Origin of the sequence: Rhodococcus sp. NPDC047139, assembly GCF_040643435.1 — a bacterium.
In the GTDB taxonomy this organism is placed as follows: Bacteria; Actinomycetota; Actinomycetes; order Mycobacteriales; family Mycobacteriaceae; genus Rhodococcus.
In genome coordinates this window covers 88,094-103,166 of sequence record NZ_JBEYUH010000006.1, presented here as the reverse complement: position 1 = coordinate 103,166, position 15,073 = coordinate 88,094, and the positions used below count along the sequence as shown (strand labels likewise).

The following is a 15,073-nucleotide window of genomic DNA, read 5'->3' as shown; positions in this document are numbered from 1 at the left end:
CGCTACAGCCCCAGATCCTTGGAGATGATCGTTTTCATGACCTCGCTGGTACCCCCGTAGATGCGGGTCACGCGCGTGTCGGCGTACAGCCTGGCGATGGGATACTCGGTGATGTAGCCGTAGCCCCCGTGCAACTGCAGGCACTTGTCGATGACGCGGCCGGCGACCTCGGTGCAGAACAATTTCGCACGAGCAGCATCCGCGACCGTCAGTTCCTTGCGGTCGAGAAGTTCGAGGCAGCGGTCGACGTAGACCCGCGCGGCCTGCGTTTCGGCGGAGCACTCGGCGAGCACGAACTTGGTGTTCTGGAAGGTGGAGACCGGCTTACCGAACACCTTGCGTTCGCTGGTGTACGCGATCGCGTGGGCGATGGCGGCCTCGGCGAAACCGACCTGGTTCAGGGCGATACTCAGCCGCTCCTGCGGCAGATTGTGGGTCAGGTAACCGAAGCCCGCGCCCTCCTCACCGAGCAGATTCTCGACCGGTACCTTCACGTCGGTGTACGACAATTCGGCGGTGTCCTGCTGGTGCAGGCCGATCTTGTCGAGCTTGCGACCCACCGCGAACCCCTCACTGTCGGTGGGCACTGCGATGATGGACAGGCCACCGCGACGGTTTTCGGGGTCGAACGGGCTGGTGCGGCACACCGTCAGGATGAGGTCGGCGGTGACGCCGCCGGTGATGAAGGTCTTCGCTCCGTTGATGATGTAGTGCGAGCCGTCTTCCGACAGTTTCGCCGAGGTCGCGATGTTCGCAAGGTCGGAACCGGTGCCCGGTTCGGTCATCGCGATCGCGGTCATGATCGAGCCGTCGGCGAAACCGGGCAGCCAGCGCTGCTTCTGTTCGTCGGTCGCGTATTCGAGCAGGTACGGCAGGATCAGGCAGGCATGCACCGTGTAGGAGCCGAACGAGACACCCGCACGGGCGACCTCTTCGAAGACGATCGTGTTGAACTTGAAGCTCGACTCGCCGCCCCCGCCGTACTCCTCGGGGACCTGGATCCCGAGAATGCCGAGTTCGCCCAGCCGGCGGAAGAATTCACGAGGAGGGCGGCCCATCTCGTCCCACTCCTCGCGATGCGGCACGACTTCACGTTCGATGAAGTCGCGCAACATCTTCCGGAACTGTTCGTGTTCTTCGGTGAAGATCGTGCGCTGCATGGTCTGTCCTAGGGGTCAGGAATCGGAAGGGTCAGTTGCCGGTGAAGTCGCCGGTGCGTCGTTCGAGGAACGCGGACAGGGCTTCCCGATGGTCCTCGGAGTGGTGCGAGAGCGCCTGAAAAGAGGCCGACAGTTCGAGGAGCGTGTCGAGATCGACGCGCTGTCCCTCCCGCAGCAGCTTCTTGGTCATACGCAGGGCGTTCGGGGGGTTGACCGCCACTCGTGCAGCGAGAGCGTTCGCGGCATCGAGCAGTTGTTCAGGTTCGACGACCTGCGAGACCATGCCCCAGTCGAGTGCCGTCGCGGCGTCCACACGATCGCCGGTGAAGGCCATCTCGGCAGCACGGGCCGCCCCAACGGCGCGCGGGAGCAACCAGGCGCCGCCGTCGCCGGGAATGATGCCGAGCTTGACGAAGCTCTCCGCGAAGAACGCCCGCGTCGAGGCGATCCGCATGTCGCACATCATCGCGAGGTCGCAGCCGGCACCCACGGCGGGACCGTTGACCGCGGCAATGATCGGGACCTCGCAGTGGTAGATGGCCTTGGGCAGACGCTGGATACCGCGCCGGTAGCCTTCCCTCAGTGCGTGGGGTGCACCACCGAACATGCCGCGACGCTCGTCCATGTCCTTGACGTTGCCCCCGGCCGAGAAGGCAGATCCCGCGCCGGTGAGGATCACGACCCGCGTGTCGATGTCGCGGTTGGCTTCGTCGACGAGTTCGACGAGGCGTTCGACCACCTCGTCACCCGAAATCGGATTGCGTGCCTCCGGAAGGTTGATCGTCCAGGTCACGACGTTTCCCTCGCGGGTGCTCAGTACGACGTCCTGCGAAGCTGCCATGTGCGGTAGCGGTCCTTCCGTTTCCTGTGTGACTCGCACCAAATTAGGTCGAACGATCGTTCAAATTACGGGCCGCGCGATTTTCTGTAAAGGTCTGCGCGGGTCCGAACTCAGTCGGGCAGGCTCACGCCCGATTCGGCAAGTCGTATGGCTATTTCCTCGGGGAAGACATTCCGGAAGACGAAGGAATCGCGGCCGAGCACCCAACCCGGCGCCAGCGCGGTTGCATACCGCTCGAAATACCCGAGTTGCTTCCCGAACAGTACGAGTTCCTCGGGAGTCGACGTGTTCCATTTACGGCCGAGCGAGACCAGCGCCCCGATCAGTTCGCTGAGCCGCAGTTCACCCACGTCCTGACCGAGGAGCGGACCGAAGGTCTCGGCCACCTGCCGCCCGACCGCCGCGTCGTCGACATCGAGATTTGCGGCGACACCGAGTGCCCGCACACTCTGCGCGACCGCTGTGAAGTCCCCGTCGAGGAGCGCAGCGCGGAACAACGCCCGCAGCAGAGCGCGCCACTTGTCGGGTAGTTCGCCGACGATGCCGAAATCGAGCAGTGCGACGCGGCCGTCCTCGAGCAACCACAGATTGCCCGCGTGGACGTCGCCGTGGAAGGGGCCGTGGCACAGCACCGCTTCCATCCACACCTTCACCCCTCGGCGCACCAGCAGGGCGGTGTCGAGATCGTCCTGGCCCGGCACGACCCGGTCCAACGGCTTGCCCTGCAACCTCTCCATGCAGATCACCCGCGGGCCGCACCACTGCCAGTACACCTCGGGCACCGTGACGTAGCAATTGTCGCCGAAAGCAGAGATGTTGCGGCGGAAGCGGTCCTGCCGGTCCGCCTCTACCGCCGCGTTGAGTTCCGTCATCGTCGCGTTGTAGAGATCGCGGATGATTCCCGGTGTGTTCGCGATGCGGAAGAACTCGAAGATCTGCAGCAGTTTCGCGCCCATGTAGGCGGCCCGCAGATCGACGAGCATGCGCTGCGCGATCCCGGGGCGCTGCACCTTCACGACCGCTCGGCGACCGTCGTGCAACACACAGCCGTGCACCTGGGCGACGGATGCGGCGGCAAGCGGCACGTCGTCGAACGAGGCGAACAACTCGTCGATGCGGTATCCGAGATCCTCTTCGATCACCGCCCGGGCCTGGTCGGAGGGGAAGGTCGGAACGTCGTCGAGCATGCGCAGGCAAGCGTCGGCGAGCGCGACGGGAAACAACCCGGGCGACGAGGCGATCAGCTGACCGAGCTTCACGAAGGTCGGCCCGAGGTGCTCGAACGCGTCGACGGTGCCGTGGGCGGCCGCTTCGACGATCCCGTGGTTCCGGGGCCGGACGGTCCACCGCACGATGGCCCACACCACGAAAGCGATCAGCACGGCCGCGACCACCACGGCTCGGCCGAGCTCGGCCGGCCCGAAACGGTCGAGCTCGGGTGTCTCGACGTCCAGAGCACCGGACGGAAGGCCGTTCGCGTACGGGCCGACCGCTCCGGTGTGGTCCGGTCTGTCGGATACGCCTTCGCGCAGCGTGTATTCGTGCACGACCTGTCCCCACTCCGTCCACCACGCGCCCCCTCGGCGCGACTTCGTGCACGGTACCTGCATCCGGCACCCCGATCGAGGCCCCGCGATTTTCACTGTCTTCTGTCGGTGGCCACGGCTACTCTCTGACGGGTAGCGAATTCGGGGGCCGACCAGCCGGGGGTATCGCGATCATGACAGAACAACTGCTCGGAGAATCTGCCGGTTCGATGCCGGCGTCGACGGATTTCATGGACCTTGCCGAGCCGTTCCGTCGAGAGCTGCTCGCCCACTGTTACCGCATGAGCGGGTCGCTCCACGACGCGGAAGATCTCGTTCAGGAGACCTACCTGCGGGCGTGGCGCGGTTACGAGAACTTCGGGGGTCGTTCGTCGCTGCGGACGTGGCTGCACCGCATCGCCACCAACGTGTGCCTGACCGCACTCGAGGGTCGCAGTCGTCGGCCGCTACCCACCGGACTCGGCGCACCGAGTGCCGATCCCACCGACGATCTGGTCACCCGGCCGGAGGTGCCCTGGCTCGAACCGTTCCCGGCCGGATACGCCGTCGACGATCCGTCGGATCCCGCAACGATCGCCGCGTCCCGCGATTCCGTGCGACTCGCGTTCGTCGCTGCCCTTCAGCACCTGTCCGCCCGCCAGCGGGCGGTACTGCTTCTCCGCGAAGTCCTGCAGTGGCGTGCCACCGAGGTCGCGGCCGCCCTCGACACGTCGACAGCCGCGGTCAACAGCCTTCTGCAGCGCGCCCGAGCCCAGTTGAAGGACGCCCGCGTGCGGGACGACGAACTGGCCGAACCCGACGGTGCCGAAACCAAGGCATTGTTACAGCGCTGGGTCGACGGCTTCGAGAGGTACGACATCGACTCGCTCGCACAGATGCTCACCGAAGATGCGATCTGGGAGATGCCGCCTTTCGAGGGCTGGTACCAAGGCGCCGATGCGATCGTCACTCTCATCAAGACCAACTGCCCTGCAGAGGGTCCCGGCGACCAGGTTCTCCGCCCAGCCGTGGCGAACGGCCAACCGGCATTCGGGCTGTACATGCGAGGGGAGGACGGTCGCCACCACCCTTTTCAACTGCAAGTGCTCGACATCGTCGACGGTAGAGTCACGCACGCCACTGTCTTCTTCGGCGACGACACCGCTGCGTTGTTCGCCCGATTCGGGCTGCCGGAAGACCCGGCAGCCCACTGACTCCTCCCGTCGAGTCGCCGGCAATCAAGCCTCCGCGGCAGCGCTTCGTTCGGCGTCCGCCGGTGCCCACGCCTGCTCTGCGGCGGACATATCCATCCACATCACTTCCCAGACGTGATTGTCGAGATCCCGGAACGCCCGCTGATGCGAGTACTCCCCCATCTCCTCCTGTGCCTTCTGCCCACCCGAGGTCACCCACTCGGTGCCTCCGGCCGCAACCGCGCCGTCCACGAGCGCGTCGACTCCCTCACGACTCTCCGCGGTGATGCACATGAGCACCTCACGGGCCCGCGTGGTGTCGCAGATGTCGTCGTTGATGAAGTCGCGGAAGCGCGGCTTCGCGAGCAACATCACGTAGCTCTGCTCGTTGATTTCCAGGCAGGCGGTGTTCTCGTCGCAAAACATGTCGTTGAAGGTGAATCCGAGCTTGTCGAAGAATTCCCGAGAGGCGGCGACGTTCTCGACAGCGAGGTTCACGAACGGTATGCGCGGCATGGTTTCTCCTGTGTTCGGTGTCCCTGCCCGGGACGCGGTATGGGTGTCACGGATACAGACCGACCACGCGGCGAGAACTCATCGTGGAGTACGGCAGGTGTCGCCGAGCGTCCCCGATTCTTCGCATACCGCCCTAAGATCGCGGGTGCACGGAATCCGATACTCACTTCCGAAAGCGCAGGGGACCATGACCGAAAATTCCGATCACCAAGACCTGTTGCTCAGCGATTCAGAACGCATGCACGCGTTGAACGCGCTCGGCGAGCACTACGCCGCGGGACGGCTGGACAGTGCCGAATTCTACGATCGGTCCGGAGAAATCTCCTCGGCACGAACACTTTCGGCGTTGCAACCGTCCTTTCGGGGTCTGCCCGGCGGGGTTCCTCTCGAACAGGTCGACGGCCGTATCCGGATCATTGCCGATTCCTCGATGCCGGCGGTCCGTGGTGACACTTCTCCTGTGACGACGACACAATCGGCGGAGGAGGAACTTGTTTCGCTCCGCACGCGGGGAAATCTGGTCGAAACGCTCGACTGGATCATCATCGGTATCACTCTGACGACCTTTCTCGTCCTGCAACGCGTCGTCGAGTGGGATTACGCCTGGATCGTGTGGCCGACGCTGATCGTGACGCTGAGCGTTCCGCGGCTGATCCTGAAGTACAGCGACGACGACGAGAAGGTCTACGAACAACTGAAGAAGTCGGAAGCTGCAGCACGGAAGAAGCGACTCGAAGAGGCCTCGAAGCGGATCCGCGAACTCGAGAACCGAGGCGGGACGGAGACCCCGTAGAGCCCGGCGAACTGCGGGAACGACTCCCCGGCCGCTATCCGGCAAGCCGTCCCTGATAGAAGCAGAGCATGGTTATCGAGACGACACAGTTCCCCGTCGACCGCCCGGGCCGTTTCATGGGCGTCGAAATCGAGGTCGCCGGCGACACGTCGGTCTCGATCACCCAGCCCGTGGGGCCGCACCTGTTCGACCACCGCGGACGGACCACTCTCGCTTCCCTGGGCGTCCTCACGGACTTCGCGGGCGGCCTGCCCGCAGGTCTCGCCCGGTTCGCGGCGACCGGTGAGCGCCCCCAGGGTGTGCTGTCGCACCTGACGGCGACGCTCGCCCACCCCTTCCCCAGCTCCGGCATCCTCGTCGGCCATGGCAGTGGCCTCTTCTTCGACGAGTCGACCGGTGTGTCACGCACCGACGTGCGCGACGAGCAGGGCGCGCTCGTCGCCCACCTGGTGGGACGATCCATCCTTGTCGGACGCACACCGACCGATCTCGGACCGGACGCGGCGGAGTCCGTACCGGACCGCGGAGAACCGGAGCCGTGGTCCGACGCAGCGGTCCTGGCCGAGCTGCCCGGGCTCGATATCGTCACCGGCATCTCCACCGGATCTCTCCCGCGCGGTCCCCTCGCCGGATTGCTCGGGCTCGAGGTGACGGCCGCAGAACGAGGAGTCGTGCGGGCCCGCCTGTCGCCCCGCGAGTGGATGGCCAATGTGATCGGTTCGGTGCAGGGCGGCGTGCTCGTCTCGATAGCGGAGGCCGTCACCGGATTGGCGGCGCAGACGCTGACCGGCGTCGACCACGACTACCGCGTACTGGAGATCGGCCTCGACTACCTGCGTTCGCCGGCCGTTCCCGGACCGGACATCGAACTGCGGTCGACAGCGCTACGGGCAGGTCGGCGACTCGCCTCCTTCGAGACGACGCTGTGCGCAGCCGACGGCACCGTCTACGTGCGCGCGCACGCGAACGTCCAACTCGCCTCTCGCACGTAGTCTGCTTCGGGGTCCGATCAGGCTGCGGCTCGGCGCGCTACCGTGACCGCGGCAGCGCCGAGCCGCAGAAATCGACCGTCGGAGATCGTGGAGAGCGCGTTTCCCATGCGGTTGGTGACGAACGCGATCGACAGCCCGGTCTCCGGGTCCGCGAATGCTCCCGACCCACCGAAACCGTAGTGCCCGACCGATTTCAACGGTTGCTGCCGGATTCTCACCCAGCCGGGGTGGTAGCCCAGTCGCCAGTTCGGCCGGATGCCGAGGACATAATCTCGCCGCCGGGTCTGCACCTCGAGCAACTGCTCGATCGTGTCCTTCTCCAACAGGCGGACACCGTCGATCGTGCCCTCGTTGGCGATCGCCGCATACATGCGGGCCAGAGCCCGAGCGGTGAACACCCCGTTCCACCCCGGCATGACTGCATCGTGAGCGGACGGACTGCGCATCAGTTCGTCGAAGCCCTCGGCCATGCCCGCCTCGGCGAGGCCACGCACTCCCGGCGCACGGGACAGGACGGCCGATGCCGTCGTCCACGGCGCCGGCAGGAAGTTGACCTTCGGGAAGACCCGGGCAATTCGGTGCCGCTGGTTCTCCGGCACGCGAAACCAGAATTCGTCCATCCCCAGCGGCTCTGCGATCTCGGTACGCACCAATTCCTGGAAGGGCACCCCCGAGGCGCGCGACGCGACCTCGGCGACGAGGTTGCCGTAGGTGACGGCGTGATAACCCGGCCCGTGGAGACGCCGAGGATCGGGCGGTGACGCGGCGAGCGCGGCAGCGACGGCCTCGGAGTCGAGCAACCCTTCGCGACCGGGGACGAGGCCACGTGCTTTGTGCAAGCCTGCACGATGCGACATGAGTTCGCGCAGCGTGATGCTCTCCTTGCCGGCAACGGCGAACTCCGGCCAGTACTCGGCCACGGCTGCGTCGTAGTCGAGCAGGCCGCGTTCGACCAGCCGGTGCACCACCGTGCTGGCCACTCCTTTACCGGTCGAGAACGACAACACGATGGTGTCTCGGGTCCACCGCTTGTCACGGGTCGCGCTGCCTGCCCAGATGTCGAGCACCGGTTCGCCGTGCAAATAGCACGCGAGAGCGCCACCACCCTGACTCTGTTTGTAGAACATCCGGAAGAACAGATCCGCCACAGGCATGAAGCGAGGGTCGACCAGCATCTGCGTCGACGGTGCCACCTCGGGCGGCTCCGCCGGGGAACCTTCGGTCATATGCCCGATGCTAGGAGCATGCGTCCGGCCGTGTATGTGTTCTCCCACTTCCACGCGTATCTGCACGTCGCTGTCTGCACGCCGGGCGACTCGAGTGTAAGGATGGGGAGCATGACCCTCGCGCAGAACTCGGAGATCCGCTCCGGCATCGACCTCGGACACGTCGACGAGCGGGTCCGCCCCCAGGACGACCTTTTCGAACATGTGAACGGGCGGTGGCTCGCCGAGCACGAGATCCCCGCCGACCGCGCACTCGACGGGGCGTTCCGCACGCTCGCCGACAAGGCGGAAGTCGATGTTCGGACCATCATCGAGGAGGCCGCGGAGTCCGGTGCCGAACCGGGCAGCGACGCTCGGAAGATCGGCGACCTGTTCAAGTCCTTCATGGACACCGCGGCCATCGAGGCCGCCGGTCTCGACCCGATCCGTGACGAACTAGAAGCCGTCTCCGGCGCCACCGATCGCGCCGCGCTCGCGGTGGTGCTGGGCCGCCTGCAGCGTACCGGCGTGACGGGCGCGCTCGTGCACTACGTCGATACCGATTCGAAGAACTCCGAGCGGTACCTCATGCACGTCTCACAGGGCGGACTCGGTCTGCCCGACGAGTCGTACTACCGGGAGAAGCGCTACGCCGAGATCCGCGAGCAGTACACCGCCCACGTCGGCCGGATGTTCGCCCTTGCCGACCTGCCCTACGACGCGTCGAGGGTGGTGGCGCTCGAGACGAAGCTGGCCGCCGGTCACTGGGATGTCGTCAAGCGTCGCGACGCCGACCTGAGCTACAACCTGCTCACCATCGATTCGTTGCTCGCCGATCTTCCGCAGTTCGACTGGAATGGGTGGATCGGCGCGACCGGCGCGACCGGCGAACAGTGGGCCGAGATCGTGGTGCGCCAGCCGAGCTTCCTCGAGGTGTTCGCCGGGCTGTGGGCCGACGAACAACTCGACGACTGGAAGGCCTGGGCAGTCTGGCGAGTACTGCGTGCGCGTGCCCCCTATCTGTCCGAGGCATTCGTCGAGGAGAACTTCGCGTTCTACGGACGCACGCTCACCGGCACTCAGGAGATCCGGGACCGCTGGAAGCGCGGCGTGTCGCTCGTGCAGGATCTCATGGGGGAAGCCGTCGGCAAGCTCTACGTCGAACGGCACTTCCCCGCCGAGGCCAAGACCCGCATGCAGGTGCTCGTCGACAATCTCATCGAGGCCTATCGGCAGTCGATCACCGAACTCGAATGGATGAGCCCGGCCACACGTGAGGCGGCCCTGCGCAAGCTCGAGAAGTTCACCCCCAAGGTCGGCTATCCGGACACCTGGCGCGACTATTCCGCCGTCACGATCACACCGGACGATGTGGTCGGCAACTACCGCAGCGGTTACGCCGCCGAATACGATCGCGATCTGGGCAAGCTCGGTGGCCCCGTGGACCGTGGTGAGTGGTTCATGACCCCGCAGACGGTCAATGCCTACTACAACCCCGGCATGAACGAGATCGTCTTTCCCGCAGCGATTCTCCAGCCGCCGTTCTTCGACCTGCACGCCGACGACGCCGCAAACTACGGCGGTATCGGTGCGGTGCTCGGGCACGAGATCGGCCACGGCTTCGACGATCAGGGCGCGAAGTACGACGGCGACGGCAATCTACAGAACTGGTGGACCGATTCGGATCGCGAGGAGTTCGGCAAGCGCACTGCGGCGCTCATCGCTCAGTATGACGAGTTCGAGCCGAAAGCCCTTCCCGGACAACGCGTCAACGGTAGCTTCACGATCGGCGAGAACATCGGCGATCTCGGTGGTCTGTCGATCGCGCTCGAGGCCTACAAGATCGCGCTCGGCGGCAAGCCTGCACCCGTGATCGACGGACTGACCGGATTGCAGCGGGTGTTCTTCGGGTGGGCTCAGGTGTGGCGAACGAAGGTTCGCGACGAGGAGGCGTCCCGTCGCCTGGCGGTCGATCCCCACTCGCCGCCGGAGTTCCGCTGCAACGGCGTGGTCCGCAACATCGACGCGTTCTACGACGCGTTCGACGTCCGTCAGGGCGACGGACTGTATCTCGATCCCGAAGAGCGCGTAAGGATCTGGTAGCCCCGCATACAGCACTGCCCCGACGCGGACAGGGCGGGTTCTAACGGTGGTCGCAACACCCCGAGTTTCGGGAGGTTGCGACCACCGTGTCGTTTACAGACAAACGCGAGGAGTTCCTCGCCCCGCTCGATGTGGTCAAGAGCGTCACTCCAGCAGCGCGAGACCTGGGTATCAATCGCAATACCGCGTACGCGTGGGCGCGTGCAGCTGGCGTCTCTTCGAGGCGAACCGAGGACCCTCGCAAAGCCGAATTCCTGTCGTTACGCAGGGAGGGCCTGACCAGGAAGGCCGCGGCAGAACGTGTAGGAATCAACATCCGGACGGCCAGGGACTGGGACCGTGGAGTCCGACGACTGAAACGCGGTCGGCTCTATCCCGACGGAACGTTTGTGGACTACACCACCAACACGACGACGATGAGATCCATGACGAGTCCACCGTCGACGGTTCCGGAGCAAGTCGGATCGCGGCTGCTGTCACTTCAAGAACGAGAGACGATCGCTGATCTCAAGCGGCTCGGCTGGTCATTACGGGCGATCGGCCGAAAACTGGGACGATCGGCATCGACGATCAAACGCGAGATCGACACGCGCTCGACGGACGGCGTCTATCTGCCGCATGGTGCTCATCGCGACGCCGCCACGAAACGGATGCGCCCGAAGCCGGCGAAACTTGCCCAGTCCGGGCGGCTGCGGGATTACGTGTCGGACCGGTTGAGGGAACAATGGTCTCCGGAGCAGATCAGCGGCGTCCTGTCGCGAGATTTCGCGGACGACGAGAGTATGCAGGTGAGCACGGAGACGATCTACCAGGCGATCTACGTCCAGGCTCGCGGCGGGCTGAAACGTGAGGTCGCTGACGCGTTGCGCACCGGCCGAGCCCGCCGTAAGCCGCATCGCTCGCCTGAGCAACGCACCAGCCGGTTCGTTGATCCGATGGTGATGATCAGCGAACGCCCGGCGGAAGTTGAGGACCGTGCTGTCCCAGGGCATTGGGAGGGCGATTTGGTGCTCGGCGCGGGCAACAAGACAGCGATCGTCACCCTCGTCGAACGGTCCACACGTTACGTCATGCTCGGGCATCTTCCCGGCGAACACACGGCCGAAGCCGTCCGCGACGTCCTCGTTACTCTGATCGGCACGCTGCCCGAGCATCTGCGCGGCTCGCTGACCTGGGATCAGGGTGCAGAGATGGCTGCGCACAAGGCGTTCCGAGTGGCCACCGGTGTCCCGGTCTACTTCTGCGATCCCGCGTCACCCTGGCAGCGAGGATCGAACGAGAATACCAATGGTCTGCTGCGCCAGTACTTCCCCAAGGGCACGGACCTATCTATCCACGGCCTCGAAGACCTCGAGCACGTCGCGCAGAAGCTCAATAGCCGCCCACGCAAGACGCTCGGCTGGGATACCCCAGCCGAGCGTCTGTTAGAACTTGTCTAGTTCGCTTGGTGTTGCGACGACCCCTGGAATCCGCCCAGCGTCGGGGCAGTGTCATGTGCAGGGGGGTCAGCCCAGATGCGATCCCGGCACGGGAACGCCGCGTGCATGGAACCACGGCATGGGGTCGATCTTGGTGCCGTTCGGCTGCCACACCTCGTAGTGCAGGTGCGGGCCGGTCGACTGACCACGGTTGCCCATCGTGGCGATCTGCTCGCCGGCGCGGACGTGCTGGCCGGGCACCACGAGCGAAGCATCGATGTGTCCGTACACGCCGATCGTGCCGTCGTCCTGCCTGACGCGCACCCACAGGCCGAAGCCCGTGGCCGGACCGGATTCGATCACGACGCCGTCGGTGACCGAGACGATGGGAGTTCCGATCGAGTTGGCGATGTCGATGCCGTTGTGATTGGTACCCCAGCGCGGACCGAAGCCCGAGGTGAGTGTGCCGGCGGCGGGGAATGCGACTCTAGGGCGGGCAGCTTCCTCGCGGGCGGCCTGCTCGGCGGCCTCGCGAGCGATTCGCTCGTCTTCCGCACGCTGCGCCGCTTCTTGCGCGGCGACCTGCTCGGCGGCACGCTGCGCATCTCGTTCGGAGGCGCGGCGGAGCTTCTCGGTGTAGTGGGATGCGTCGAGACCGGCGACCTTCAGCACTTGCGGTGCGGTGGACAGGTTCTCGGCGACGCCGGTCCAGGCTGCGCGGGACTCCGCGCGGAATGGATCGCCCGCAGCGTGCGCGGCGGTCGTGCTACCGACCGTCACCGCGCCCGCGAGGACCGCGACTGCCATCCACCTGCCGACGCGTGCCGCACGCCGACGGATGTCGGTGGTGTCTCGAGTGGGAGTGGATTCAGTATTTCGGTTCACAACAGTTCCTCTGGGACGGGATCCCGATAACGAAAGGATCACGATTCAGTCACAGAGTACGTCGATTTTCGAGATCAGCGGCGTGTCGATTTGACAGGAAACCGACCAGTCGACCATCAAAACTGTCCCGTTTGCCCCACTCCGGCCACAGAAGCAACACCGACCTCACAGGTTCGGTCGAGAGAGAGGTAAACAGTGAGCAACGTCATGGCACTCAGTGCCCATGAAACTTCCCCGGATGGGGTATGCAGGCGAACTTATCGCACCGCGAAACGCAAGCCGAAATTGTCCAATGTCGCGGGCAGAGGACGCGCCGGATCGGGCTTCACCTCCGACACCACAGCGAAGTCGGCCGCGCGCAGCAGACACGCGAGGAACGTACTCGCCACGAACAGGACGATGCTGCGTCCGGGACAGACCGTGGGTCCGGCGCTGAACGGCACGAGCGCCGGGTAGCGCTCCGCTCGCCCGTCGAGCCAGATCTCGGGTTCGAAGCTGTCGGCGAACGGCAGATCGTCGGCACGGTGGAAGGCCGAGGAAAGAATCACGAAACCCGTACCTGCCGGAAGGGTCGAGCTACCGCCCGCACCGTTGCTCCAGGCGGTCTCTTCCACCGAGTCCCGGAGGATGACCGGTGTGGTCGGCCACAGGCGCGTCGTATCCAGCACACAGGCCCGTAGATATTCGTAGACCTGGGGAGTTCCGGCTTCGGTTGCCGCCAGCTCCGACTCGACGCGCAGGCGCTGCTCGGAATGGGTGGACAGCACCGCGAGGGTGCGGGCGGTGACCATACCCGCAGCGTCGAACGCGAACAGCCAGTGCGGCATCTGCCCGATCCGATCGACCGAAGCCGGTGCCGCGAGGTCACGGACGATGCCCGCAAGACTGGCGGACGGAGCCGCGGTGACGTGGCGGTGCAGGTTCTGCGTGAACCGGTCGCGCAGGCGGTGCCGGAGGGGATGCGCGAACGACCAGTTCCCGTTCGAGCGAAGCGTCCACAGCTGGTCGGTGACGCTCTCGTCGTCGCGTGCAGCGTCGCCGAACGAGATACGCCTGACCAGTCGCCACCACGCCCGCACGAAGTCCCGCGCGTCGAGTTCGCCGCGCGATCCGGCGACTCCCACCAGTGCCCGCACCTCCTGCTCGATCACCGGGACCCACTCGGCGGCGAGACGGTGCAACGCGTGTTCGGGTTCGAGGACCGATTCGTTGAACGCGCGGCGTTGTGCGCGGATGTCCCCTCGGGAGATCAGCACCCCGTTGGGCTGGAACGGGCTGAGTGCGGCCACCTTCTCCCTGTTGGCTGCGGTGAACGACGCCGTGTCGGTGCGCAGAATCCGGTCCACATCATCGGGCGACAGGACGATCGCAAGCGTGCGGCCGGGGATCGGCACGGCCAGCGGACCGTCACCGTGACGCTTGCGCAGGTCGGCGATCACCCGAACCACGGCCGCGTCGGATTGGTTCTTCTCGAGCAGTTTCATCACCCAGCGACGCCGCGCGATCGGACCCACTGCCACGAACGGTACGGCCACCCTGCCGAGGAGCCGAGCAGCATCGGCGGGTGAAACGATCGCGGTCGTTGCAGACAAGGGCGCTCCCGACGTCGAGGGGACAGGACCTCTGGAGAATCCCCCGTCTCGGCCTGTTCAAACGCCCGATGGGCCCGTCACACGTCCTCCTGGAGGGCGACGGGTCACTTGCCGCGTGAGAGCACCTTGTCCGCCGCTTCCCAGTGCGCATCGGCGACCCACAATCGCGCGAACGCGTCGACCGCCTCCTCGGGACCGGCCCCGTTCACGACGCGCTTGACGGATGCGGACGACGGGTTGGCCAGCGCGCGCCCGAGTGCGCGCCAGCCCTGTTCGAAGCCCTCCCGCGGAAGCACCCGGTCGACGAGCCCGATACGTTCGGCCTCCTCGGCACGAAGGATTTCTCCGGAGCCCGCGAGCATGAGGGCGCGCCCGCGTCCGACCAGCGATGCCAGCCGCTCAGCCCCACCCCAGGCCGGCATGATCGCCAGCGAGACCTGGTTGAAGCCGATCTTGACGTCGTCGGCGGCGATCCGGATGTCCGCGGCCACTGCAACCTCGGCGCCGCCGCCGAGAGCGTGCCCGTTGAGCGCCGCCACGACGGGAGCGGGGAAGCCGGCGATCCGATCGCAGACGGTACGCATCCGCCACGCCATATCGGCTGCCTGCTCGTGGGTGCGGAGCTTGGCGAGTTCCTTGAGATCACCGCCGGAGACGAAAGCCCGGTCGCCACCGCCCCTGATCACCAGCGCACGCGCCTGCGCCTGCGCGGCTTCGTCGAGCACCTTCTCGAGCTGATCCATCGTCTCGGGAGCGATGGCATTGCGTGCATGCGGGCGATCGATGGTGACGACGGCGAGACCGTCATCGAGCTCCAGCTCCACCATGGTTCTGTTCTCCGAACTGATA

General features: G+C 65.7%; 13 protein-coding genes. 5 read left to right on the top strand and 8 right to left on the bottom strand.

Annotation, left to right across the window (positions count from 1 at the left end; genetic code table 11):
- Window positions 1–2 precede the first annotated feature (2 nt).
- The 3 genes from ABZ789_RS09595 to ABZ789_RS09585 form a co-directional block, all read right to left on the bottom strand.
- Window positions 3–1,160, bottom strand: a complete 1,158-nt coding sequence (locus ABZ789_RS09595; RefSeq protein WP_358422465.1) for an acyl-CoA dehydrogenase family protein — start codon at window positions 1,158–1,160, stop codon at window positions 3–5.
- A 31-nt stretch (window positions 1,161–1,191) separates the two neighbouring features.
- On the bottom strand, window positions 1,192–2,001 hold the full coding sequence (locus ABZ789_RS09590) for a crotonase/enoyl-CoA hydratase family protein (RefSeq protein ID WP_358422462.1): 810 nt from the start codon (window positions 1,999–2,001) through the stop codon (window positions 1,192–1,194).
- A gap of 110 nt (window positions 2,002–2,111) precedes the next feature.
- On the bottom strand, window positions 2,112–3,611 hold the full coding sequence (locus ABZ789_RS09585; RefSeq protein WP_358422459.1) for an AarF/UbiB family protein: 1,500 nt from the start codon (window positions 3,609–3,611) through the stop codon (window positions 2,112–2,114).
- 110 nt (window positions 3,612–3,721) lie between these two features.
- Between ABZ789_RS09585 and ABZ789_RS09580 the strand changes: the two genes are divergently transcribed.
- Window positions 3,722–4,741, top strand: coding sequence for a sigma-70 family RNA polymerase sigma factor (locus ABZ789_RS09580; RefSeq protein WP_358422456.1), 1,020 nt, complete (start codon window positions 3,722–3,724; stop codon window positions 4,739–4,741).
- 24 nt (window positions 4,742–4,765) lie between these two features.
- Here the strand turns inward: ABZ789_RS09580 and ABZ789_RS09575 are convergent, their stop codons facing one another.
- Window positions 4,766–5,236, bottom strand: coding sequence for a glyoxalase (locus tag ABZ789_RS09575; RefSeq protein ID WP_358422453.1), 471 nt, complete (start codon window positions 5,234–5,236; stop codon window positions 4,766–4,768).
- 187 nt (window positions 5,237–5,423) lie between these two features.
- Between ABZ789_RS09575 and ABZ789_RS09570 the strand changes: the two genes are divergently transcribed.
- Together ABZ789_RS09570 and ABZ789_RS09565 are read left to right on the top strand one after the other, a co-directional pair.
- Entirely contained in the window at window positions 5,424–6,029 is a 606-nt protein-coding gene (locus ABZ789_RS09570) for a DUF1707 domain-containing protein (protein WP_358422451.1), read from the top strand.
- 68 nt (window positions 6,030–6,097) lie between these two features.
- Window positions 6,098–7,021: a PaaI family thioesterase gene (locus ABZ789_RS09565; RefSeq protein ID WP_358422448.1), complete on the top strand. Its 924-nt coding sequence runs from the start codon at window positions 6,098–6,100 to the stop codon at window positions 7,019–7,021.
- 17 nt (window positions 7,022–7,038) lie between these two features.
- Here the strand turns inward: ABZ789_RS09565 and ABZ789_RS09560 are convergent, their stop codons facing one another.
- Window positions 7,039–8,247, bottom strand: coding sequence for a serine hydrolase domain-containing protein (locus ABZ789_RS09560; RefSeq protein WP_358422445.1), 1,209 nt, complete (start codon window positions 8,245–8,247; stop codon window positions 7,039–7,041).
- Window positions 8,248–8,358: 111 nt separating this feature from the next.
- Here ABZ789_RS09560 and ABZ789_RS09555 point away from each other — a divergent pair, with 111 nt between their 5' ends.
- The gene (locus ABZ789_RS09555) at window positions 8,359–10,329 is read left to right on the top strand and encodes a M13 family metallopeptidase (protein ID WP_358422442.1); all 1,971 of its coding nucleotides are present in this window, start codon (window positions 8,359–8,361) and stop codon (window positions 10,327–10,329) included.
- A gap of 275 nt (window positions 10,330–10,604) precedes the next feature.
- The gene (locus ABZ789_RS09550; RefSeq protein WP_358423124.1) at window positions 10,605–11,768 is read left to right on the top strand and encodes an IS30 family transposase; all 1,164 of its coding nucleotides are present in this window, start codon (window positions 10,605–10,607) and stop codon (window positions 11,766–11,768) included.
- Window positions 11,769–11,834: 66 nt separating this feature from the next.
- Here ABZ789_RS09550 and ABZ789_RS09545 read toward each other — a convergent pair whose 3' ends face one another.
- The 3 genes from ABZ789_RS09545 to ABZ789_RS09535 form a co-directional block, all read right to left on the bottom strand.
- Window positions 11,835–12,554, bottom strand: a complete 720-nt coding sequence (locus tag ABZ789_RS09545; RefSeq protein WP_358423121.1) for a M23 family metallopeptidase — start codon at window positions 12,552–12,554, stop codon at window positions 11,835–11,837.
- A gap of 335 nt (window positions 12,555–12,889) precedes the next feature.
- Window positions 12,890–14,224 (bottom strand): cytochrome P450, encoded by a 1,335-nt coding sequence (locus ABZ789_RS09540; RefSeq protein ID WP_358422439.1) that lies wholly within the window; start codon window positions 14,222–14,224, stop codon window positions 12,890–12,892.
- Between the two features lie 104 nt (window positions 14,225–14,328).
- The gene (locus ABZ789_RS09535) at window positions 14,329–15,051 is read right to left on the bottom strand and encodes an enoyl-CoA hydratase/isomerase family protein (RefSeq protein WP_358422436.1); all 723 of its coding nucleotides are present in this window, start codon (window positions 15,049–15,051) and stop codon (window positions 14,329–14,331) included.
- Between the last annotated feature and the right edge of the window lie 22 nt (window positions 15,052–15,073).

What these genes read in the sequence shown, in the direction of transcription:
- ABZ789_RS09595 (WP_358422465.1), bottom strand. Translation starts at nt 1,160, where the DNA reads ATGCAGCGCACGATCTTCACCGAAGAACACGAACAGTTCCGGAAGATG.
- ABZ789_RS09590 (WP_358422462.1), bottom strand. Translation starts at nt 2,001, where the DNA reads ATGGCAGCTTCGCAGGACGTCGTACTGAGCACCCGCGAGGGAAACGTC.
- ABZ789_RS09585 (WP_358422459.1), bottom strand. Translation starts at nt 3,611, where the DNA reads ATGCAGGTACCGTGCACGAAGTCGCGCCGAGGGGGCGCGTGGTGGACG.
- ABZ789_RS09580 (WP_358422456.1), top strand. Translation starts at nt 3,722, where the DNA reads ATGACAGAACAACTGCTCGGAGAATCTGCCGGTTCGATGCCGGCGTCG.
- ABZ789_RS09575 (WP_358422453.1), bottom strand. Translation starts at nt 5,236, where the DNA reads ATGCCGCGCATACCGTTCGTGAACCTCGCTGTCGAGAACGTCGCCGCC.
- ABZ789_RS09570 (WP_358422451.1), top strand. Translation starts at nt 5,424, where the DNA reads ATGACCGAAAATTCCGATCACCAAGACCTGTTGCTCAGCGATTCAGAA.
- ABZ789_RS09565 (WP_358422448.1), top strand. Translation starts at nt 6,098, where the DNA reads ATGGTTATCGAGACGACACAGTTCCCCGTCGACCGCCCGGGCCGTTTC.
- ABZ789_RS09560 (WP_358422445.1), bottom strand. Translation starts at nt 8,247, where the DNA reads ATGACCGAAGGTTCCCCGGCGGAGCCGCCCGAGGTGGCACCGTCGACG.
- ABZ789_RS09555 (WP_358422442.1), top strand. Translation starts at nt 8,359, where the DNA reads ATGACCCTCGCGCAGAACTCGGAGATCCGCTCCGGCATCGACCTCGGA.
- ABZ789_RS09545 (WP_358423121.1), bottom strand. Translation starts at nt 12,554, where the DNA reads ATGGCAGTCGCGGTCCTCGCGGGCGCGGTGACGGTCGGTAGCACGACC.
- ABZ789_RS09535 (WP_358422436.1), bottom strand. Translation starts at nt 15,051, where the DNA reads ATGGTGGAGCTGGAGCTCGATGACGGTCTCGCCGTCGTCACCATCGAT.